Source organism: Kribbella sp. CA-247076 (assembly GCF_050942445.1).
Classification (GTDB): domain Bacteria; phylum Actinomycetota; class Actinomycetes; order Propionibacteriales; family Kribbellaceae; genus Kribbella.
Window position 1 is genome coordinate 2,292,770 of record NZ_CP192051.1, and the last position, 22,268, is coordinate 2,315,037.

At 67.9% G+C, this 22,268-nt stretch carries 18 protein-coding genes; 14 read left to right on the forward strand and 4 right to left on the reverse strand.

What is annotated here, in order from left to right:
* Nucleotides 1-35: 35 nt before the first annotated feature.
* Together ACQPYZ_RS11135 and ACQPYZ_RS11140 are read right to left on the reverse strand one after the other, a co-directional pair.
* Nucleotides 36-2,174, reverse strand: coding sequence for a hypothetical protein (locus ACQPYZ_RS11135; protein WP_433167382.1), 2,139 nt, complete (start codon nt 2,172-2,174; stop codon nt 36-38).
* Nucleotides 2,175-2,276: 102 nt separating this feature from the next.
* Complete coding sequence (locus ACQPYZ_RS11140; RefSeq protein WP_433167383.1) at nt 2,277-3,140, reverse strand: LysR family transcriptional regulator; 864 nt, start codon at nt 3,138-3,140, stop codon at nt 2,277-2,279.
* 95 nt (nt 3,141-3,235) lie between these two features.
* Here ACQPYZ_RS11140 and ACQPYZ_RS11145 point away from each other — a divergent pair, with 95 nt between their 5' ends.
* The 3 genes from ACQPYZ_RS11145 to ACQPYZ_RS11155 all read left to right on the forward strand — a co-directional run bounded on the left by ACQPYZ_RS11145 (nt 3,236) and on the right by ACQPYZ_RS11155 (nt 5,935).
* Nucleotides 3,236-3,883 carry a dihydrofolate reductase family protein gene (locus ACQPYZ_RS11145; RefSeq protein WP_433167384.1) on the forward strand — a complete coding sequence of 216 codons (648 nt, stop codon included), beginning with the start codon at nt 3,236-3,238 and terminating at the stop codon, nt 3,881-3,883.
* 32 nt (nt 3,884-3,915) lie between these two features.
* Nucleotides 3,916-4,863, forward strand: coding sequence for an EamA family transporter RarD (rarD, locus tag ACQPYZ_RS11150; RefSeq protein WP_433167385.1), 948 nt, complete (start codon nt 3,916-3,918; stop codon nt 4,861-4,863).
* A gap of 85 nt (nt 4,864-4,948) precedes the next feature.
* Nucleotides 4,949-5,935 carry a TerC/Alx family metal homeostasis membrane protein gene (locus tag ACQPYZ_RS11155; RefSeq protein ID WP_433167386.1) on the forward strand — a complete coding sequence of 329 codons (987 nt, stop codon included), beginning with the start codon at nt 4,949-4,951 and terminating at the stop codon, nt 5,933-5,935.
* Here the strand turns inward: ACQPYZ_RS11155 and ACQPYZ_RS11160 are convergent.
* A complete protein-coding gene (locus tag ACQPYZ_RS11160; RefSeq protein ID WP_433167387.1) occupies nt 5,919-7,166 on the reverse strand; it encodes an MFS transporter in 1,248 nt (415 codons plus the stop codon). The two genes, ACQPYZ_RS11155 and ACQPYZ_RS11160, sit on opposite strands and share 17 nt — an antisense overlap.
* A gap of 326 nt (nt 7,167-7,492) precedes the next feature.
* Between ACQPYZ_RS11160 and ACQPYZ_RS11165 the strand changes: the two genes are divergently transcribed.
* The 6 genes from ACQPYZ_RS11165 to ACQPYZ_RS11190 all read left to right on the forward strand — a co-directional run bounded on the left by ACQPYZ_RS11165 (nt 7,493) and on the right by ACQPYZ_RS11190 (nt 15,643).
* Complete coding sequence (locus ACQPYZ_RS11165; protein WP_433167388.1) at nt 7,493-8,242, forward strand: SDR family NAD(P)-dependent oxidoreductase; 750 nt, start codon at nt 7,493-7,495, stop codon at nt 8,240-8,242.
* Between the two features lie 438 nt (nt 8,243-8,680).
* Entirely contained in the window at nt 8,681-9,679 is a 999-nt protein-coding gene (locus tag ACQPYZ_RS11170; protein WP_433167389.1) for an ABC transporter permease, read from the forward strand.
* Nucleotides 9,676-10,620 (forward strand): carbohydrate ABC transporter permease, encoded by a 945-nt coding sequence (locus ACQPYZ_RS11175; protein WP_433167390.1) that lies wholly within the window; start codon nt 9,676-9,678, stop codon nt 10,618-10,620. Before ACQPYZ_RS11170 ends, ACQPYZ_RS11175 begins: the two co-directional genes overlap by 4 nt.
* 41 nt (nt 10,621-10,661) lie before the next feature.
* A complete protein-coding gene (locus tag ACQPYZ_RS11180) occupies nt 10,662-12,317 on the forward strand; it encodes an ABC transporter substrate-binding protein (protein ID WP_433167391.1) in 1,656 nt (551 codons plus the stop codon).
* 5 nt (nt 12,318-12,322) lie between these two features.
* Nucleotides 12,323-14,605: a glycosyl hydrolase family 95 catalytic domain-containing protein gene (locus tag ACQPYZ_RS11185; protein WP_433167392.1), complete on the forward strand. Its 2,283-nt coding sequence runs from the start codon at nt 12,323-12,325 to the stop codon at nt 14,603-14,605.
* A gap of 24 nt (nt 14,606-14,629) precedes the next feature.
* Nucleotides 14,630-15,643 carry an ABC transporter substrate-binding protein gene (locus ACQPYZ_RS11190; protein WP_433167393.1) on the forward strand — a complete coding sequence of 338 codons (1,014 nt, stop codon included), beginning with the start codon at nt 14,630-14,632 and terminating at the stop codon, nt 15,641-15,643.
* Here ACQPYZ_RS11190 and ACQPYZ_RS11195 read toward each other — a convergent pair.
* Complete coding sequence (locus ACQPYZ_RS11195) at nt 15,640-16,299, reverse strand: hypothetical protein (protein WP_433167394.1); 660 nt, start codon at nt 16,297-16,299, stop codon at nt 15,640-15,642. The two genes, ACQPYZ_RS11190 and ACQPYZ_RS11195, sit on opposite strands and share 4 nt — an antisense overlap.
* Nucleotides 16,300-16,405: 106 nt before the next feature.
* On the opposite strand from ACQPYZ_RS11195, the gene ACQPYZ_RS11200 reads away from it, so the two are divergent.
* From ACQPYZ_RS11200 to ACQPYZ_RS11220, 5 genes are all read left to right on the forward strand, one after another.
* A complete protein-coding gene (locus ACQPYZ_RS11200) occupies nt 16,406-17,401 on the forward strand; it encodes an endonuclease/exonuclease/phosphatase family protein (RefSeq protein ID WP_433167395.1) in 996 nt (331 codons plus the stop codon).
* A gap of 96 nt (nt 17,402-17,497) precedes the next feature.
* Nucleotides 17,498-19,177, forward strand: a complete 1,680-nt coding sequence (locus tag ACQPYZ_RS11205; RefSeq protein ID WP_433167396.1) for a sodium:solute symporter family protein — start codon at nt 17,498-17,500, stop codon at nt 19,175-19,177.
* 14 nt (nt 19,178-19,191) lie between these two features.
* The gene (locus ACQPYZ_RS11210; RefSeq protein WP_433167397.1) at nt 19,192-19,455 is read left to right on the forward strand and encodes a hypothetical protein; all 264 of its coding nucleotides are present in this window, start codon (nt 19,192-19,194) and stop codon (nt 19,453-19,455) included.
* A gap of 60 nt (nt 19,456-19,515) precedes the next feature.
* Nucleotides 19,516-20,409: a hypothetical protein gene (locus ACQPYZ_RS11215; RefSeq protein ID WP_433167398.1), complete on the forward strand. Its 894-nt coding sequence runs from the start codon at nt 19,516-19,518 to the stop codon at nt 20,407-20,409.
* A complete protein-coding gene (locus ACQPYZ_RS11220) occupies nt 20,409-22,178 on the forward strand; it encodes a GMC oxidoreductase (protein WP_433167399.1) in 1,770 nt (589 codons plus the stop codon). The genes ACQPYZ_RS11215 and ACQPYZ_RS11220 overlap by 1 nt, the downstream gene beginning before the upstream one ends.
* Nucleotides 22,179-22,268 lie beyond the last annotated feature (90 nt).

Sequence of the window (22,268 nt, forward strand, 5' to 3'; positions counted from 1 at the left end):
CGGCGTACGGCGGGCCGTCGGGGGAGTAGGCGGGGTCAGAACTTGAGGTCGATGGTGGTGCCGGACGGTGTGCCGGGGTGGCGCAACCACAGGACGCCGGCGTCGGCGTCGTAGCGGAGGTCGGTGAGTTCGGCGTCGTCGGCCGTGACGGTTGACGGCTCGGCGGGGACGCGCAGGGCGGTGGTGACCTGCACGCCTTGCGGCGCCTCACAGGTGAAGTGGATCGTCGATCGGTCCTGATGCCAGTCGACGACGCGGCCGGCCGAGGCCAGGAGTACGTCGTCGTCGTACGTGAGATCGCGAAGCCACGTCAGCTGACCTGGGCCGAGCTCGCGCTTCCGGACGACGGCGAGGTTCGGGTCGAGCAGGTCGAGGTACGTGCCTTCGACCACGTGCGCGCCGCCGGCCTCCGCGAGCACGGCACCGATCAGGTAGGGACCGCGTTGCACCGACAGCCAGTTGGTGGAGGTCCAGATCAGGCCGCCAGCTTCGGCCAGTTCACGGATCGCCGCGACCAGGTCGGCGGCGCGTTCCGGCGATTCGGTGAAGTCGGCTGGGCGGGAGGCGAGGAACCTCACCCGGCCCTGGCCGACCGGCTGGAGGTCGTCGCGGGTGCGGTCGGCTCCGAGTGCTTCGGCGAGGTGGTCGGCGCAGGTCTCGTAGCGGCCGGTCCACCAGGAGCGGAGCTCGTGGTACGGGTCCGCGCCGTCGCCGACGTACAGCAGGCTGCCGCCGCGGTTGACCCAGCCGGCCAGGGCGTAGTGGATCCCGGGCGCGAGCGGCTTCTGGAACTCGTAGCTCAGGACGAGTACGTCGACGTCGTCCAGCGCATCCGGAGTGTCGATCACGTTCTCCAACTGGACCGGGCAGACGCGTTGCCCGTCGCACAGCGGCGGCAGCGCGAGCCCGTAAAAGTCGGAGAAGTGCAGTTGCTCGCGCCCTTCGACGGCGAGGGCGTCCTGCAGCCCGTCGTAGTGTCCGCTCTCACCACCGGGAGCCCAGCGCTGGAACATGGCGGTGTCCGAGAGCGCGATCCCGATCCGCGGTCCTTCCTGTGCCCAGCGGACGTCCGGCTGGTCTAGGTCGCGCAGGCTGTTCATCGCGATCAGGTAGCTGGTGGCGGTGTCCGCCGGGATCGGCTGCCGCTCGGCGGAGCCCTCGCGCAGGTACGGGCGGTTGAAGATCCGATTCGGCCACGGTGCCACCTCGTACCGCGAGACGCCGGGGTGCAGCAGCGACGCGACCAGCGTGCGCTGGTAGTTCGCCAGGTAGTCCTCCCAGGTGCGGTCCGGGTGGTCCTCGATCGGGTCGTGCAGGAACCACATCCGCCGGTCGGTGCCGCGGGTGAGGTCCTGGGCGATGCCGTACTCCAGGTACGCCGTCTCGAACGTGCGCTCGGCGACCTTCCCGGCGTACACGTTCGGCGTCCGGGAGGTCCCGGTCCACACCTGCGCGATCGCGCCGTCGATCGAGGGCAGCGTCCGGAGGCGCGATTCGGGGCTGATGATCTGCCACTGGGTGTAGTTCAGCAGGCTGTGCGTCGGGACGTAGAACCGGACCTGGCGGCCCTGCTGGAGCGCTTCGTCGCGCAGGACGGACGTGACCCGGTCCAGGCTCCGCGACAACAGGTGCTGCTTGAGTTGCCCGGCGCGGAAGTGCGCCTCGGGAGTACTGTGCGGTGGCTGCCAGGGCTCGCCGAAGAAGGCCTGCCATTCCCGCTTGAACGACTCCGAGTAGCCGGCCCGGGCCCAGAACTCCGGCTCCTCCAGATGGATGCCTTCGACACCCAACTCGATGATCGGCCGGAGCTTCTGCACCAGGTACTCGGTGAAGGCGAACGTCGGCACCATGTATGGGATGTCGGTGCTGTGACCGTGCAGGATCGGCGACCCGTCGCCCGCGGTCTGCGCGTCGGCCCAGTGGTCGGAGCCGTCCCACCGCCCGTCCAGGTAGTCCTGGTAGGTGCCCCACGAGATGCCGGTCATCAGGTGGACGCGATACCCGGCGGCACGCCAGCGGGCGATGCGCTCCGGGGTGGTGTCGTTGAGGCCGTACACCATCACGAAGTCGGTGCGCAGGTCGATCGACTCGTCGTACGGCGCCTGCTCCTGAAACCCGGTCGCCTCGCGAAGCTTGTCGGTGGTGCGGTCGTTTCCGGCGTTGCTGTTCGTCATACGCCCTTCCCGTCTCCTCGACTTCCACCAACCCTTCCCGCTCCGGGACCGCGCACGCCAGCCCGACGTCAGGAACTGGACAACCGCGGTCGCCGGGCGCTGCTACTCGGCCGCGTTCTGGAGGGCTTCGATGAGGGCGGTGGTAGCCGGTGGGTCGGGAGGCTCGCCGTAGGTGACGGCGAAGAGCTGACGGCGGTAGTCGGGCACCTCGGTGGCGTGGATGCCGGGGTGGCGGTGGGCCTGCAACGCGAGGCCGGGGATGGTGGCGACACCGATGCCCGCGGCGACGAACGCCTGGACGACGACGATCTCGTCGCTGAGCGAGGCGATCCGTGGGGTGACGCCCGCCAGCCGGCAGACGGTGATCAGCTCCTCCTGGCATCGTTCGCAGCCGCCGATCCAGGCCGAGTCGCGATGGTTGGCGATGCTGTCGCCGGGTTGCAGGCTGAGGAGGTAGATCGAGTCGTAGCCCACGTGGACGAGCCGGAATCCGTCGTCCTCGGCCGGCGCGTCGGCGTACCGGAAGATCAGGGCGACGTCGATCTCGCCGTGCCGCAGCAGTTGCAGGGCTTCGACCGGATGGTGCTCGATCAGGTTCAGCTCGAGCCCCGGGTACGTCGAGGTCAGCGCGGCGGCCGCCTTCGGGACGAGCGTGCTCAGCGCGGACGCGTTGGCGGCGAGCCGGACCCGCCCGGCCTGGAGCCCAACGTGGGCGGCCAGCTCCGTGGTCGCCGCTTCGATCCGGCCGATGATCTCGGCGGCCCGGTTGGCGAGCAGCTCACCTTCGGGGGTCAGCCGGATCCCGCGGCCGACGCGTTGGACCAGCTTGACGCCGGTCGCCGCTTCCAGCCGGGCCAGGTGGTGACTCACCGACGGCTGCGAGTAGTGCAGCTCCCGGGCCGCTTCGGTCACCGAACCGTAGCGCGCCACCGTGGCCAGCACCTTGAGATGGACCGGGCTGAGCATAGATCAAGAATATCAATGAGTTCCTCGAAGTATTGGCATTAGACGGCATCTGTTCGCGACTCCATGCTGAAGGCAACGCCAACTCAGGAGGAACGATGAGCAAGCTCAGGTGTCATATTTCGATCTCGCTGGACGGCTTCGTCGCCGGCCCGAACCAGAGCGTGGAGAACCCGCTCGGCGAGGGCGGCGAGAGCCTGCACGACTGGGTGGTCCCGCTGGCCACCTGGCGCGAGTCCCATGGCAAGCAAGGCGGCGAGCAGAACGAGAGCGCCCGGGTCGTCGAGGAGGTCCGGGAGAACATCGGCGCCGCGGTGATGGGCCGGGGCATGTTCGGCCCGATCGGTGGCGGCGACTGGACCGGTCAGGAGTGGAAAGGCTGGTGGGGCGACAACCCGCCGTACCACTATCCCGTCTTCGTGGTCACCCACCACCCGCGCGAGTCGATCGAGATGGCGGGCGGTACGACGTACCACTTCGTCACCGAGGGGATCGAGTCCGCCCTCGACCAGGCGAAGAAGGCCGCCGGCGGGAAGGACGTCATGCTCTGGGGCGGCGGCAACATCGTCCAGCAGTACCTGGCTGCGGGACTCCTCGACGAGCTCGAGTTGCACGTCGTTCCGCTGCTGCTCGGCGACGGCTCGCGCGTCTTCGGCGGTCCGGCAGGCCCCAACGTGCGGCTCGAGCAGATCCGGGCCGTCGAGGCGCCCGGCGTCACACATCTGAAGTACCGGGTCCTGAAGTGACCTGACGGCTGACCCGCGGAAGGAGTACCGAGATGTCTGCACCTACGTCGACCGCCGGACCACCGGTCCAGTCGCCTGACTCCGACAGCCACGGGTCGCTGAACCGTGGTCTGCTCTACGGCGCGTCGACGTACGGCATCTGGGGGCTGCTTCCGCTGTACTGGCGTCTGCTCGACAACGCCGGCGCGATCGAGGTGCTCGCCCACCGGTTCGTGTGGACGCTCGCGATCATCGCGCTGCTGCTGTGGGTCCGTCCGCGCGCCGGCTGGTGGCGCGAGCTGAGGCAACGCCCCGCCGCCCTCCGGCTGCTCGCCGCCGCCGCGGTGATCATCGCGTTCAACTGGTACCTCTACATCTGGGGCGTCAACCACGAGCGCGTGGTCGAGACCTCACTCGGGTACTTCATCAGCCCGCTGATCACTGTCGTCGTCGGAGTCGTGCTGTTCCGCGAACGGCTCCGGCGACCACAGTGGTTCGCGCTCGGCCTGGCCGCGGTGGCGGTGGCGTGGCTGACGCTGGACTACGGCCGGGTGCCGTGGGTGGCGGTCGGGCTGGCGTTGAGCTTCGCGACGTACGGCGTCCTGAAGAAGAAGGCGGCCACCGGAGCGGTCGAGGGTCTCGCGGTCGAGGCGACGATCATCCTGCCGGTCGTCCTCGGCTACCTCGTCTGGCTGGACCTCGTCGGCCGCGCCACCTTCATCCACGCCGGCTGGACGACCACCCTGCTCTTGATCGCCGCCGGCCCCGCGACGGCCATCCCACTCCTGTTCTTCGCCGGCGCGGTGACCCGCATCCCGTTGACCTACCTAGGCCTCCTGCAATACCTCACGCCTTCCATCCAGTTCGCCCTGGGCGTCCTCATCTTCGCCGAACCCATGCCCCTCACCCGCCTCATCGGCTTCGCCCTGATCTGGACCGCCCTGGCCATCTTCTCCGGCGAGAACCTCCGCCACGTCCGGAAGCTCCGCCGCTCCATCTAAGTTGTATGCGGTATACGATTCTCGAGTTATATTGGTCTTGGATACAGTTGACGTGTTGTCGTGGGGGGTCGTCCGGAGGTTTGTCGTGGTCTCTGTCGTGCCCCCTGCCGTCTGGGTGCTGACGATTGCCGGGTTGTTGGCAATCGTCGCATTCGACCTGATCGTGATCGCCCGCCGGGATCACGCGGTGACGATCAAGGACGCGACCCGGTGGGTGCTGTTCTACGTCGCACTCGCCGGACTGTTCGCGGTCGGGCTGTTCCTGTTCGCGCCGGGCGGAGGCACGACCGGTGGTGAGTTCGTCGCCGGCTACATCACCGAGTACAGCCTGAGCGTCGACAACCTGTTCGTCTTCGTGATCATCATGGCGCGGTTCGCCGTACCGGGGCTGGCGCAGGACAAGGTGCTGTACGTCGGCATCGTGGTGTCGATGGTGTTGCGGGCGGTGTTCATCCTGGCCGGCGCGGCGGCGATCGCGGCCGCGAGTTGGGTGTTCTACCTCTTCGGCGCCTTCCTCGTGTACACCGCGGTCCGCCTGGCACTCGAGGGCGACAACGAGACCGACTTCCAGGAGAACGCCGTACTGCGGGGCCTGCGCCGGATCCTCCCGTTGTCGCAGGAGTACGACGGCGCGAAGCTGACCACCCGCGTCGACGGCCGGCGGATGGTGACGCCGCTGGTGATCGTGATCTCCGCGATCGGGACGGCGAACGTGATCTTCGCGCTCGACTCGATCCCGGCGATCTTCGGGCTCACCCAGGACGCCTACATCGTGCTGACCGCCAACGCGTTCGCGCTGATGGGCCTGCGGCAGTTGTACTTCCTGATCGGCGGTCTGCTGGAGCGGATCATCTACCTGAACGTCGGCCTGTCGGTGATCCTCGCGTTCATCGGCGTGAAGCTGATCATCGAGGCCCTGCACGGCTCGCACATCGACGACATCGGCGCCATCCACCTTCCACACATCGGCATCCTGACGTCGCTCGGCTTCATCGCCGGCACCCTGTTCGTCACCACGGTCGCCAGCCTGATCAAATCGTCGTACGACCGCCGCGTCAGCTCGGAAGACTGACCTGCGATCGGGAGGAGCGCAGTCGCAGGAAGAGCAGTGGGATCGGCGTGAGGATCAGGCCGGACGCGAGTAGCGCCGTACGCAGCGACGAACGACCGACCGCGCCGAGCGGCGGCCCACCGACGACCTGACCGATCGCGTTGGCCTGCGACACCATCGAGATCACCGTCGCGCGGGACCGCGAGTCGACGTGCCGGTTCAGCCACGCGGACTCGATCGGCCACGACAGCGTGGCGGTGATCGTCCGTACCCACATCGCTGCCAAGGCCAGCCACAGGTGGTCCAGCAGTGCGAACGCGATCACCCCGCCGACCTGCAACAGGCTGAGCAACGCAAGGATCCCGTGCGGATGCGCGGCACTGAGCCGCGCCGGCGTGAGCTTGTTCAGGACCAGCGAGGTGACGAGCGACAGCAGGGTGCCGACCAACGCCAGCACGGTGAACCAGAACGCAGGGTCCGACGTCCCGAAGACCGAGGGAAACTCGAACTCCAGGATCTTCACCGACCACAGCCGGTCGAACGCCTCACTGGACAACCCGGAGATCAGGCTGATCACGACCAGCATGCGTACGACGGGACGCCGCCGGGCGACCGCGAGACCGTGCTGGAACGTCTCGGCCACCTGCCGGAACGTCTCCCGCTCCGCCTTCGGTGTCCGGTGGAAGTTGTCCTCCCGCATGAACGCGGCCAGCACCAACGCCAGCAGGATCATCCCGGCGCCGGACAACGTCAGCGGCAACGGCAGGCTGATCAAGCCGAGCGCCCCGGCCGTGACGGTGCCGGCGATCGTTCCCGCCAAGCCGATCTGCTGACTGCGGACGAACACGGGCCCGGCGCGCTCGGCGCCGATCTCGTCGGTGATCCAGGCCTGGTCGGCGCCGGAGGTGAAGGTGTAGCCGACGCCCCAGAGCACCTGGGCGGCGAGGATCGCCAGGAACTCCGGCACCAGTCCCTGCAGCAGGAAGCCGGCACCGATCAGGACGATGCCGATGACGATCGAGAGCCGTCGGCTGTACAGGTCGGCGACGATGCCCGTCGGCACCTCGAACAGGAAACAGGCGAGCTCCAGAGTGGTCCCGACCAGAACCATCTGGAGCGGGTCCAGTCCGGCGTCGCGGACGTAGTACACCATGCTGAGCGTGAAGGTCAGCGCGGAGAAGAACGCCCAGGCGCCGTTGTAGGAGTAGTAGGTCCGGACCGGATCGGCGGACCGGAACGCGGGCAGAGACATCGTGGTTGCTCCCGGAAAGCGTGTGCTGGCATGACGAAGCGCGACCGGACGTACAGGTCAAACGCTTGACGTGACGCACGACCGCGATCCCCCGCGGAGGTGCGCTTTCAGGAGCGACGTTGCATGCCGCCAGGGTAGGGAAGATCCGGCGAGTCCGCCGCCGATTTACCCGGCCACGAGTGGTGATCGGAGGTACCATCGAAAGTGCCTGGCCCGGCCGTTCCCCCGTGATGGTCGGGTCAGGTTTTTCGTGCCTCGATGTCGAGGATCCCCGGCCGGCTTCGTCGCCCCTGTAGACCGTCAGGACCGACGAGAGGATCCGCATCATGCTGCTCGAGAACAAGACCGCGATCGTGTACGGCGGCGGAGGCGCGATGGGCGGCGCGATCGCCCGGGCGTTCGCCGCCGAAGGCGCCATAGTCCACCTGGCCGGACGTACGCTCGCGAAGCTGGAGAAGGTCGCCGCCGACATCACCGACGCCGGCGGTACGGCGTCCGTGGCCGTCGTCGACGCGTACGACGCCGACGCGGTCAACGAGCACGTGGCGTCGATCGAGGGCCGGATCGACGTCGCCTTCAACGCCGTGAGTGTCCGGGTGAAGCAGGACGTCCCGCTGGTGGACCTCACCGTCGACGAGTTCGTGATGCCGGTCGAGGACGCGGCCCGCACCAACTTCGTCACCGCGACCGCGGTCGCCCGGCGGATGATCGAGCAACGCGGCGGCGTGCTGATGATGCTGTCATCGTCGGCGGCGCGCGAGTCCGGCGCCGACTTCGAGATGGGTGGCTTCAGCCTCGCCTGCGCCTCGATCGAGTGTCTCGCCCGGGCGATGGCCGGCGAGCTCGGCAGGTACGGCGTCCGCGTGGTCGCCCTCCGTCCGAACTTCACCCCCGACACCCACCCCGAGTGGGACATCCCCGAGGACGGCCTCGACCACCTGCTCCGGGGGACGGCGCTCGGCCGTCTGCCCCGCAAGGCCGAGGTCGGCGCCACCGCCGCCTTCGCCGCCTCCGACCACGCCGCCCCGATCACCGGCGCCGTCCTCAACCTCTCCTGCGGCGCGATCGTGGACTAGGGCGCAGTTCGACAGGAGGTGCTCGGTCCTCGAGCGCGTTCAGGCCCCGGCTTACGCCGGGAGTGGCCGGCAGTGGACGTATACGTCCTGTCGTGCGGTACCCAGCCGGGGGTTGACAGGGGTGGTGCTGGGCGGGTTGACTGCGACATAGTTCACTGAGGAAATAAAAGCGGTACGGTCCGGAGTCGGTGGCTCAGAGCGACTCCGGCCGGTATCGGTGTTCGCCCGGATCCCGTGGTCCAGCCATGGGATCAGGTCGTGTTCCCCGACAGTCGGTTGCCTTAGGCAACCCGGCGGAATCCTTGTGGACAAAGGGATCTGAGTCGATCGGTCAAGGTCTGGTATCGGCCGGAGTGGGGCTCTTCCGCTGTCCGCGGTTCTGTGTCATCCTCCCGGAAGTACGAGCCGAAATCCTATCGGATATTGGAAGGATGCGGAGTGAGCGCAACCCTGAAACCGGCCGCACCGCCGCCGGCGCCGGTCCGGCCGGAGGCGGTGAGATCGACCCGGATTCCGCGCCCGAGCCGGCGGACCGCCGCCCGCCGCAGCCTGCGCCGGCACTGGCAGCTGTACCTGCTGGTGATCGTCCCGCTCGCGTACTTCGTGATCTTCAAATACATCCCGATCGCGAACGCGGTGATCGCGTTCAAGAACTACAGCCCGGTCAAGGGTCCGTGGGGCAGCGAGTGGGTCGGGTTCCGCAACTTCGAGCTGTTCTTCGCCAACCCGGTGTTCTGGACCCTGGTGAAGAACACCTTCATCCTCGCCGCCTACACCGTGCTCGCCAGCTTCCCGATCCCGATCATCCTGGCGATCGCGCTGAACGAGATCCGCAACGGACGCTTCAAGAAGATCACCCAGCTGGTGACGTACGCGCCGTACTTCATCTCCACCGTGGTGGTCGTCTCGATGACGATCCTGGTGCTGTCGCCGCGGCTCGGGTTCGTCAACGACGCGATCGGGCTGTTCGGCGTACCAGCTGTCGACTTCCTCGGCAACCCGGACTACTTCCGGCATATCTACGTCTGGTCGGACGTCTGGCAGACGACCGGGTACTCCGCGGTGATCTACCTGGCCGCCCTCGCCGGGATCGACCCGGCGCTGCACGAGTCGGCCCGGATCGACGGCGCCAGCCGGATCCAGCGGATCCTGCACGTCGACCTGCCGGGCATCATGCCGACCGCGGTGATCATCTTGGTACTGGGTGTCGGCAACATCATGTCGATCGGGTTCGAGAAGGCGTTCCTGCTGCAGAACCCGCTCAACACCGCGCAGTCGGAGATCATCGCGACCTACGTCTACAAGACCGGTCTGCTGAACGCGGACTTCAGCATGGCGACCGCGATCGGGCTCTTCAACTCGGTGATCAACCTCTTCCTGCTGGTCGGCGTGAACTTCGTCGCCAAGCGCATCACCGGAAACGGACTGTGGTCATGAGCGCTACTCTGCAAGGATTCCGGCGTACGTCGGCTCCGCGGGCGTCGCAGCGCACCGCGATCGAGGAGACCCGCGGCGACAAGATCTTCCTGATCGGCGTGAAGATCATGCTCTGGGTCGCGCTGATCCTGGTCGCGGTCCCGCTGATCTACATCGTCGCCAACTCGTTCAGCAGCCCGTCCGCGGTCAGTGCCGGCCGGGTCCTGCTGTGGCCCGTCGAGCCCAGCCTTCGCGCGTACCAGGAGGCGTTCAGCGACCCACTGATCATGAAGGGGTACCTGAACTCCTTCATCTACGCGATCGGCGGCACGCTCATCAGTGTCACGCTGACGATCGCGATCGCGTACCCGCTGTCCCGCCGGACGTTCTTCGGCCGCAACGTGATCATGAGTGCGCTGATCTTCACCATGTTGTTCTCCGGCGGCCTGATCCCGACGTACATGGTCGTCCAGGACCTCGGGATGCTGAACACCCGCTGGGCGATGGTGATCCCGAGCGCGATCGGGGTCTGGCAGGTGATCATCGCGCGGACGTTCTTCCGCTCGACCATCCCGGACGAGCTGTACGAGGCGGCCACGATCGACGGTGCGAGCGACCTGCGGTTCCTCTGGTCGATCGTGCTGCCGCTGTCCAAGCCGGTGATCGCGGTGATCGCACTGATGTACGCGATCTTCCAGTGGAACAGCTACTTCGACGCCCTGATCTACCTGAAAGATCCCAGCCTGTATCCGCTGCAGATCGTGCTACGGAACGTGCTGATCCTCAACCAGTTCGGTGGTACGGGCTCGCAGGACCTGGCTCGGCAACTCGAGCAGCAACAACTGGCCAATGTCTTGAAGTACGCGCTCATCGTCATCTCGAGTCTGCCCGTACTGATCATCTATCCGTTCGTCGCCCGCCACTTCACCAAGGGCGTAATGGTCGGCGCGGTCAAGGGCTGAGACGCCCACCTCCAGAAGGGAAACAAGAAATGCGCTCATCCGTGAGCAGGGTCGTCGCGCTCGGCGCGGCCGGCGTGCTCGCCCTGGCGGCGTGCAGCTCGGACAATTCGGACAAGGGAGCCGCGAACGAGACCAGCGCGGACGGCAAGGTCGTGATCGACGCATTCGCGCCGGCCGACCCTTCCAACGGCACCAACCTGGACACCAACGCGGTCACCAAGCTGGTCAGCGACAAGTTCAAGGTTCAGTTCCGTTGGCAGACCACGACCTTCGACGCCGGTCCGGCCAAGGAGAAGCGGCAGATCGCGCTGGCCAGCGGCGACTACCCGGACCTGTTCCTGCTGATCCCGTGGGTCGACGGCTTCACCCAGGCGGAGGTGTTGAAGCTCGGGCAGCAAGGTGTCGCGCAGCCGCTCGAGGACCTGATCAAGGACAATGCTCCGAACATCCAGAAGGCGCTGGACGCCAACAAGACGTTCAAGGAGATGTCGACGGCGCCGGACGGGCACATCTACGCCCTGCCGCAGTGGTCGGACTGCTTCCACTGCACGTACCCGGACAAGCTGTGGATCAACAGCGCCTGGCTGAAGAAGCTCGGCCTGCAGGTGCCGAAGACCACGGAGGACCTGCGCAAGGTGCTCACCGCTTTCAAGACGCAGGACCCGAACGGCAACGGCAAGGCCGACGAGATCCCGATGACGACCGACGTCCAGGACAGCAGCCTGATCGCGTACCTGATGAACGCGTTCGCCTACAACCCGGTCGGCGCGAACAACGGCGTCCGGTCGCTGATCACACTGGACGGCGACAAGGTCGTCACGCCGGTCGCCTCCGACCAGTGGAAGGCCGGCCTGAAGTACATCAACTCCCTCTACAAGGAGGGCCTGATCGACCAGGCCGCGTTCACCCAGAACGCCGCCGCACTGCAGGCCCAGGGCAACAACCCGAAGGCGGTCGTGCTCGGCTCGGTGCCGGTGCTCTGGCCGGGCATCTTCGTCCAGCTCGACTCCAAGGACGGCCGGGACAAGCAGTACGACGCCGTACCGCCGCTGACCGGTCCGGAAGGCAAGAGCTACACCGGCTACAACTACCCGAGCTCGACCGGTTACACGTTCATGCTGACGAACAAGGCCAGCAAGGAGGCCCAGGTCGCGGCGATCAAGATGCTCGACTGGATCTACAGCGACGAGGGTCGGGCGATCTCGCTGATGGGCCCGGAGAACGTCGGCTGGCGCAAGCCCAAGTCCGGTGAGATCGGCTTGGAGGGCGAGCCGGCCTGGTACCGGTTGTCCGGGGACAAGCAGCCGAAGAACCTCTCCTGGGACGCCATGGCGCAGTACAACATCACGCTTGCCTTCCGTAACTCGCAGGTCGTACCCAAGGACATCTACTCCGGCGACGGCCTGGAGCGGCGGCTGTTCGAGGCAACCAAGCTGTACGAGGGTCACGAGGACAAGGCGCAGTGGTTCCCGCAGACCTCGGTCTGGCCGGACCCGAGCCTCAGCGGTGAGCTCGCCACCCTGCAGACGAACCTGAACAGCTACGTCAACCAGAACCAGCTCGCCTTCATCACCGGGTCGAAGAACATCGACGCCGAGTGGGACGCCTACGTGAAGGGGCTCGAGAGCACCGGCATGAAGCGGTACCTCGAGATCCAGCAGCAGGCGTACGACAAGTACAAGTCCGGGAGCAAGTAACCTCCATGTCGCACGAACTGTGGTTCACCACCGCCGCCCCCGACTGGTTCGAGGCGTTGCCACTGGGCAACGGCCACCTCGGAGCGAAGGTGTTCGGCCGGGTCGGGGAGGAGCGGATCGCGCTCAACCTCGACGACGTCTGGTCGGGCGACGGCCCGCGCACGCTGACCGTGACGGACGGTCCGGCGGTGCTGGCCGACGTACGGCGGCTGTTGCTGGACGAAGGTGATCAGCTGGCGGCGACCGAGCGGACGCGCGCCCTGCAAGGGCCGCTGGTCGAGTCGTACCAGCCGCTCGCCGACCTGCTGATCCGGGCGTCCGGCGAACCACAGGACTACCGACGCGGTCTGGACCTCCGCACCGGGATCGCCGCCGTCGACTACACGGTCGACGGCGTGCGGTTCCGGCGGGAGACGTACGTGTCCGCACCGGACCAGGTGATGGTGTGGACGATCACCGCCGACCGACCGGGGGCGATCGACCTGGAGCTGGAGCTGACCAGTCAGCACCCGATCCGGGCGGAGGTTGCCGATGGCACCTATGGTGTCGTCGGTCGTGCGCCGTCCGACCTGACGATCGAGTACCGGCAGAGCCCGGACCCGATCCGGTACGAGGAGGGACGTGGGATCGGCTTCGGCGTCGCCCTCCGAGCCGTCAACCAGGGCGGCACCGTGACGGTGACGGACGGCGGTGTCTCGGTCCGGGGTGCCGACGGGCTGACGGTGGTGCTGTCGGCGGCCAGCACGTTCGCCGGCTGGAAGGTGCCGCCCGGCCGGGATCCGCTGGTTGCGTTGCGCGAGGCAACCACCGCGCTGGATGCGGTCGCCGTGGACAAGCTCCGTGAGCGTCATGTCGAGGACCACCTCGAGCTGTACGACCGCGCCGAGCTGACACTGGGCGAGTCCGTCGATGCCCCGACGGACGAGCGGATCCGGGCGGTCGCTGCCGGTGGCAACGATCCGGACCTGGCCGCGCTCACGGTCAACTTCGGCCGCTACCTGTTGATGGCGTCCTCCCGCCCCGGGACGCAGGCGGCCAACCTGCAAGGCATCTGGAACCAGGACCGCCGGCCGATGTGGGCCAGCGACTGGACCAACAACATCAACACCCAGATGAACTACTGGCCGGCGGACCTGACCGGCCTGGGGGAGTGCTTCGACCCGCTCACCGACCTGCTCGACGGGCTGGCCGAGTCGGGCGCCGAGACCGCCCGGATCCTGTACGACGCCCCCGGCTGGGTCTCGCACCACAACGCCGACATCTGGCGCGCGACCTGGCCGGTCGGTGACGGCGGCGACGACCCGGTGTGGTCGATGTGCGCGACCTGTGGCGTCTGGCTGACCGCGCACCTGATGGAGCACTACCGCTTCCAGTTGGACCAGGATTGGCTCCGCGACAGGGCGTACCCGTTGATCGCGGGTGCGGCCGAGTTCGTGCTGTCGATGCTGGTCGAGGACGGCGACGGCCGGTTGCAGTTCATCCCGTCGACGGCGCCGGAGCACCACTTCGTCCTGCCGTCCGGTGAGAAGGCGTCGGTCGACCTCACCTCGACGTACGACATCTGGCTCATCCGCGAGCTGTTCGCCAACCTGACCGAGGCGGAGGCTGCGTTGCGGCTCAGCTCGGAGCTCGCCGGCCGGGCCACTGCCGCCCGCGACCGACTACCCGACATCCGCGTCACGCCGGACGGCCGGCTGCACGAATGGCCGACGGACTGGCAGCCGTCCGAGCCGCAGCACCGCCACCAGTCGCACCTCTACGGTCTCTATCCGGGTGCGGAGATCGACCCGGACCGTACGCCGGAATGGGCCGCAGCGGCTCGTGCGTCGTTGGAGCTGCGGACGGCCGGCGCGACGAACGGCGGGTGGACCGCCGCCTGGCTGGTCGCGCTCTGGGCCCGGTTGTACGAGCCGGAGAAGGCGTCGGCGGTCATCCGGGACTATTTGAGTCGGCTGGTCTCGGACAACCTGCTGCACCGCGACGGCGACATCTTCCAGATCGACGCCAACTTCGGCATGACCGGCTGCATCCCCGAGCTGCTGATCCAGAGCCACACCGACACGATCAGGCTGCTGCCGGCGCTCCCGGCGGAGTGGCCGGACGGTTCGTTCCGTGGGCTGCGGGCCCGGGGAGGGCTGGCGTTCGACGTCACCTGGCAGGGCCGCCGGATCACGGCCGCGACGGTCCGGGCCGATCACTCCGGTACACACCGGATCGCGGTCGCCGGCGAGGTGGTGACGGTCTCGATGACGGCGGGTGAACAGCTGGATCTGGTTAGGCCTGCCTAACCAACGGTGTGTATGCTCGCGTCCGTGAAAACCCGCATCGTAATGGCCGTTACGGCTGCCCTGCTCGTGCTGGCCGGGTGTGGTGGCAACGACACCCAGACGACCGACACTGGGGTCGGCGACACCGAGGTGGCGACCGGAGGACGGTTGTTCAAGACCGCCGACGAGGAGACCGCCAAGCTGGGCTCGGACGCGCAGCCGGGAGCCTTCCCGCGGACGGTGAAGCACGCGCTCGGCGAGACCACGCTGGAGAAGAAGCCCGAGCGGGTCGTCGTCCTGGACAGCGGTGAGCTCGACGACGTGCTCGCGCTCGGTCTCACCCCGGTCGGGATGGCGACGACCGCGGGTCAGGCCGGCGTACCGTCGTACCTCGCGGACAAGGCGCAGGGGATCAAGACCGTCGGCGGGATCAGCGAGCTGAACCTGGAGGCGATCGCGGCGCTCACGCCGGACCTGATCCTGGGCAGCAAGCTGCGGGCCAACGACCTGTACGACAAGCTGAGCGCGATCGCGCCGACGGTGATGAGCATCCGGCCCGGGTTCCCGTGGAAGGAGAACTTCCTGCTGGTCGCGGACGCGGTCGGCGAGGAGACCAAGGCCGACGGGATCCTGAACGACTACCAGAAGCGCGCCGACGAGGTGAAGTCGAAGGTCCAGGGCTCGCCGACGATCTCGCTGGTCCGCTTCCGGCCGGCCGAGATCCGGTTGTACGGCAACCTGTCGTTCATCGGCGTGATCCTGAAGGACATCGGGCTGCCGCGGCCGAAGATCCAGGACGTCCAGGATCTCGCGGTCGAGGTGTCGCAGGAGAACATCTCGAAGGCCGACGGGGACTGGGTGTTCTACTCCAGCTACGGCAAGCCGGAGACGACGGCGGAGAATGTCGTTGTCAACGGCAACTTGTGGAAGGCGCTGCCGGCGGTGCGGAAGGGGCAGGTCGCGCGGGTCGACGACGAGGTCTGGTTCCTGGGCCTCGGTCCGCTGGGTGCCATGGATGTCCTCACAGACCTGGAGAAGTTGTTGTCCAAGCGCGGCTAGTTGGGGACGCGGCCTCGGTTGGTTACTTGGACGTGGGGGGCGTAGCGGGCTACGGCGGTGACGAGGTCGTCGTACGGGAGGGGTTTGCCGAGGAGCTCGACGGTGCCGGGCCACTGTTTGGACGGGCCCCACGCCTTCGAGTTGGGTGGCAGTGCCTCGTCGTCGTACAGCAGGACGACGAGGTACGGCGACCACGTCTCCTCGCCCTCGGAGTCGACCTCGCGCCGCTCCACCCGGCAGATGCCGCGCACCTCGCTCCACGGGACCGTCCGCGGCTGCTCGCCGCCGAGGTAGACGCCGGTCGCGTCGATCGACAGCAGCACGTCGTCCTGTTCACCCTCGTGCCGTTCCTCGGCGGTCGTCACCAGACCGACCAGCAGCAGCACCGGCAGGCCGACCGCGAAGATCAACGGCATCCCGCCCCACGACAACCACACCGCCTCGAGCGGCTCGCGGACCGGCTCGTCCCTGACCACAGCCACCAGTACGGCGACCAGCGTGAGCAGCACCATCAGCGCGAACACGAGCGTGCCCAGGTACAGCATGGTCCTCGTCGTCCCGAGCCCGCGGCGCTTGACGACGAACGGCTCGGTGGTCGGCTCGGGCGGCATACCGGCATTGTCGGGTGCATCCGCCGTACGCACCAGCGTCCTCACGGAACGCTACTCATTTCGTCCCGGGCGGATCGTCCGTACGGATGAAAATGCGGCTCCCGCCGGGCGCGGGCTTTGGTCCGGACCCGGTGTCCGCAACAATCGCTGCATGCCGGACCGCCAGACCGCCGTCGCCTCCCGGAAACCGCCGACGCGCCGCACCGCCCGCCAGCGCCGTACCGGCGGCCGCTGGCGTCGTGGCTGGGTGATCGCCGTCCTCGCCCTGCTGACCGCCGTTCCGCTGCTGTTCCACCGCTGGGTGCCGAACTCGGTCGGCAACCTGGGCAGCCTGCTCGACACGTTCCTGCCCTGGGTCGGCCTCGCCGTGCCCGTCCTGGCGCTCGCGGCTTTGGTTCGTCGGTCCGCCGTCGCCGGGGTCGCGCTGCTCGTGCCCGCGGTCGTCTGGGGACTGATGTTCGGCAACCTGCTCATCCCCGGCAAGGGTGGCGGCGCCCACGACCTGCGAGTGCTGTCGCACAACGTCGACGCGGCCAACCCCGACCCGCGCAAGACCGCCGAGGACCTGCTCGCCGCGGACGCGGACGTGATGGCGCTGGAGGAGATCACCCCGGCGGATATGAAGATCTACAAGGCCGCGTTCGCGGAGGAGTACCCGTACGAGGTCTCCCGGGAGACGGTCGCGCTGTGGTCGAGGTACCCGGTCGCCGAGACCAAGTCGGTCGACGTCGGCTTCACCTGGACCCGGGCCCTGCGTGCCGAGGTCCGTACGCCGGAGGGCGACGTCGCGGTGTACGTCGCCCACCTGGCCTCGGTCCGGATCGGGACGAGCGGGTTCACCTCCGACCAGCGCAACGACACGATCAAGGCCCTCGGCCGGCAGATCGCGGACGAGAAACTGTCCGGCGTGGTCGTGCTGGGCGATTTCAACGGTACGGCGAACGACCGCAGCCTGGCCCCGCTGACCGCCGGACTGCGCTCGGCGCAGGGAGCGGCCGGGCACGGGTTCGGCTTCACCTGGCCGGCGAAGTTCCCGATGGCGCGGATCGACCACATCATGGTCCGCGGCGTCGTCCCGACGAAGGCCTGGGTGATGAGCCCGACCGGCAGCGACCACCGCCCGGTCGTCGCCGAACTCCGGGTCTAGGGCGCGCGCTCGCGTCTGCGCGATTGTGGTGACCGGGAGGAGTAACGTTTCCCACCGGTAACACCACGATGCGTCAGACGACGATCCGGAGGGCCGATGCTTGCGCAAGACTCCATCCTGAGGCTGGACGCCACGGCGATCGACTACCTCATCATCGCCTTGTACTTCGCCTTCGTGCTCGGCATCGGGTACCTGGCCAAGCGGGCGGTCTCCAACAGTCTCGACTTCTTCCTGTCCGGCCGGTCGCTGCCGGCCTGGGTCACCGGCCTGGCGTTCATCTCGGCGAACCTGGGCGCGATCGAGATCATGGGCATGTCCGCGAACGGCGCGGAGTACGGCATGCCGACCGTGCACTACTTCTGGGTCGGCGCCATCCCGGCGATGCTGTTCCTCGGCGTCGTGATGATGCCGTTCTACTACGGCTCCAAGGTCCGCAGCGTGCCCGAGTTCATGCTGCGGCGGTTCGGGCCGACCGCGCACCTGGTGAACGCGATCAGCTTCGCCGTCGCGCAGGTGCTGATCGCGGGCGTGAACCTGTTCCTGCTGGCCACCATCGTGAACGTGCTGCTCGGCTGGCCGATCTGGGTCTCGGTCATCGTGGCCGCGGTGATCGTGCTCAGCTACATCACCCTCGGCGGCCTGTCCGCGGCGATCTACAACGAGGTGCTGCAGTTCTTCGTCATCGTCGCCGCGCTGCTGCCGCTGACCATCGTCGGCCTGCACAAGGTCGGCGGCTGGCAGGGCCTGACCGAGAAGGTGACCGCCTCACCCGGTGGCGGCGAGCAGATGACCGCCTGGCCGGGGAACGCGCTGAGCGGCTTCAGCGACAACTTCCTGTCGGTGATCGGGATCGTCTTCGGTCTGGGCTTCGTGCTGTCGTTCGGCTACTGGACGACGAACTTCGTCGAGGTGCAGCGGGCGATGGCGTCGAAGAACATGTCGGCCGCCCGGCGGACGCCGATCATCGGGTCGTTCCCGAAGATGTTCGTCCCGTTCATCGTGATCATCCCGGGCATGATCGCGGCCGTGCTCGTCCCCGAGCTGGCCGAGTTCAAGGCCAGCGGCAGTGGGGAAGTGGACTACAACGACGCGCTGCTGCTGCTGATGCGCGACCTGCTGCCGAACGGCATGCTCGGCCTGGCGATCACCGGTCTGCTCGCGTCGTTCATGGCCGGTATGGCAGCGAACCTGAGCTCGTTCAACACGGTCGTGTCCTACGACCTGATCGAGCGGTACGTGATCAAGGACCGGCCGGACGAGTTCTACCTGCGCACCGGCCGCTGGGTCACCGTCGCCGGCACCATCATCGCGATCGGCACCGCCGCGATCGCCTCCGGCTACAGCAACCTGATGGACTACCTGCAGCAGCTGTTCTCGTTCTTCAACGCGCCGCTGTTCGCCACGTTCATCCTCGGTATGTTCTGGAAGCGCATGACCGCGACGGCCGGCTGGGTCGGCCTCGTGACCGGTACGACGACCGCGGTCCTGGTGTTCATCCTGGCGGAGAACGGCGTCATCGACCTGCCGGGCCAGGGGGCCAGCTTCGTCGGCGCCGGTGCCGCGTTCGTGGTGGACATCCTGGTCAGCGTCCTCGTCAGCCTGCGGACGGCGCCGAAACGCGACGAGGAACTGGTCGGCCTGGTCTACTCGCTGACGCCGAAGGAACAGCGGACCGAGGTGACCGTCCGCGGTGACCACGGCTGGTACCGCAGGCCGGTGCTGCTGGCCGGCATCTCGCTGGCGATGACCATCGCCCTGAACATCATCTTCGGCTGACAAGGAGCACAGTCATGGCTGAGCAGACGCCGACCCCGAAGAAGAAGGCCGGGGCGTTCGACATCCGGGTGGTGATCGCGGCGCTGATCGCGATCTACGGGCTGGTGCTGACGATCCTCGGCATCATCGCGGATCCCGACGAGGTGGCCAAGGCCGACGGGCTGAACATCAACCTGTGGGGCGGGATCGCGATGCTGGTGTTCGCCGCCCTGTTCGTGCTCTGGGCCCGGCTGCGGCCGATCGCCGTACCGGTGGACGAGCACGTGCGGGAGGAGTAACCACGGCCCGTGCGGCTCGTTGTGAGACCAGTAGCCCACTGGTCCCACCACGGAGGACGCATGATCCGTGCCCAGGTACTGTCCCGGCGAGCCTTCCTGGCTCGGATCGGCGTGCTCGGCGCGGCGCTCGGAGGTGGTGGGCTGGCGGCCCGCAGCCTGCTGGCGCCCGCCGGTGCCGCCACCAATCCGTTGCTACCGACAACGGTCGACCTGATCCGGCCGGTGCTGGCCGCGCTCGCCCGCGACACGCTCAACGGGCTGACCGTGTTCGCGATGCCCGGCCGCGACCCGTACTCGCGGACCCAGGGCACCCCGAGCAGTACGCCGGGCGCGATCGAGGCCGGCGCGACCGACTTCATCATCAACTCGCTGGACAACTTCGTCCCGTTCCCGGACGCGGTCGCCCAGCCCGTCGGCGCCGCGCTGGTGACCGGCCTCGCCGACTCCGGGATCGGGCTGCCCGGTCTCGAGGTGCTCCCGGTCGAGCTCCGGCGGCTGGATCGCGCGCTGGCGGCGTACCTGAACAGTGACGAGGCGCTGCCGCTGTCGTTCCCGATCGCCGGGCTGCTGAACCTGATGGCGACCCAGGTGAACCCGCTGGCGGTGAACGGGCCGCACCTGTCGCCGTTCGCCCGGCTGTCGTACGCCGAGAAGGCGCAGGCGTTCGAGTTGATCGAACGGACCGACGCCGATCTGGTCGCGCTGCTCGACGTGCAGTTCCCGGAGCCGCTGAAGGCCTCGGTGTCCGGGCTGCTCAAGTTCGTCGGCGGTGCCTTGATCGAGTTCGCCACCTTCGGCGCGTACGGCGAATCGGCCGTCTACGACAAGGTCAGCCGGACGCTGCGGAAGCGGCCGGTCGGCTGGAACCACACCGGCTACCAGCCGGACGGCCCGGTCGAGGGCTGGGACGACTTCATCGGTTACTACCAGGGCCGGCAGAAGGTGAGTGACTGATGCGCGACGTCATCGTGATCGGAGCCGGCGGCGGGGGACCGGTGGTGGCCAAGGAGCTGGCCGCCCAGGGCCTCGACGTGCTCCTGCTCGAGGCCGGGCCGCGGCACGCCAACCCGCGGGACGAGTGGACGACGTTCGAGGACGACGCCAACAATCCGCTGACCGGCTACCTGCGCTGGGGGCCGTCGGACCGGTCCAAGCCGGGCTGGTTCCGCGAATGGCCGCAGAACTCGTTCGTCTGGCAACTGTCCGGCGTCGGCGGCACCACGCAGCACTTCTACGGCAACTACCCGCGCGCCTATCCAGGGGTCTTCGAGGGGTACGACGGCGCCGACCGGTCGGCGTACGACGTCGAGCACCGCTTCCCGTTCGGCTACGACGAGCTCGTGCCGTACTTCGAGTGGGTCGAGGCGACCATGCCGGTGATGACGGCGGCGATGGGCCACAAGGAGCAGCTGTTCTTCCGCGGTGCCGAGACGCTCGGGCTGCCGGTGCAGACCACGAAGACCACGCACCGGCCGTCGTACCGTCCGCAGGAGAACGCGATCCTGCAGCCCGGCGGGACGGCCGGCCGCACGGCGGACCCGAAGCTCCTGGTGTATCCGAAGGCGACCGGGTGCACGTTCTGCGGGTACTGCTTCCAGGGCTGCATGCGGCCGAACGGTGCCCCGCGCAACCAGTTCGCCAAGCGGTCGACGGACAACAGCTACGTGCCGATGGCGCTGACCGCGGAGGTGTGGTCGGCGGGCGGCAAGCCGGTCTCGCTGATCGCGGACGCGTTCGTCACCCGGGTGCACACCGAGAAGCGGAACGGCGTCCTGACCGCGACCGGGGTCACGTGGCTGTCCAAGGGTGCCGAGCATCGTGAGGACGCCCGGGTCGTGGTGATGTCAGGCGGCTGCACGGAGAACCCGCGGCTCTGGTTCAACAGCGGCCTGCCGAACCCGAACGGCTGGGTCGGCCGCGGCTACACCGACCACTTCTTCGACTGGGTCTTCGGGGTCTTCGACGACTACACCGGCAACCCGAAGGGCGTCGGCTCGAGCGCCCGGCTCGACTTCCCGCCGTACGGCGGGTTGGAGAACGTCGGCCTGCCGCCGGCGCTGATGGCTTTCTCCGGCACGCTGTCGGACAGCGGGATCCGGGGCCAGTACACGAACGGCCGCGGTCGCACCGGGCCGTGGGACGGGCCGGCCGGGCGGGTGATGGGGCCCGAGCTGAAGGAGATCCTGTCGCACGGGCTGGACCGGCTGCTCAGCGTGCTGGTGATCACCGACGACGACGTCGAGGCGCAGAACCGGGTCACCCTCTCGGCGCTGCCGGCCGACGAGCACGGCCCGATCCCGAAGGTCACCTTCAAGCAGCGGCAGCGGACCGCGCGGACCCTGCGCAACCGCGAGTTCATGGCCCGGAAGGCGGCCGAGCTGCTCCGCGGCGCCGGCGCGCGCAAGGTGTACCGGATCGACTGGGCGCCGCTGATCCTGCACGTCCAGTCGTCGATGCGGATGGGCCGTTCGGAGAACAACTCCGTGCTCGACCCCCGTGGTGAGACCCGCGCGGTGAAGCGGTTGTTCGTGGCCGACAACTCCGCGCTGTCGAACGGCCTCGGCGGGCCGAACCCGACCCTGACGTCGCAGGCGCTCGCGACGCGGACGGCCGAGAAGATCTTCTCGACCTATTTCGGGGGTGATCCGTGGGTGCGATCGAGCTCCCCTGTCGTGTCCACGGATCCCCGGATCAGCGTGCGGCTCGGCGAGCTCGGCCTCTAGCGTGTCCTGACTCGGGACAGCCGCGTGTCCGTTTGACGAACATCGGCGTCCGGCGCGGTCCTGCCGTCCGGGCGCCGATGTTCCTAGGCT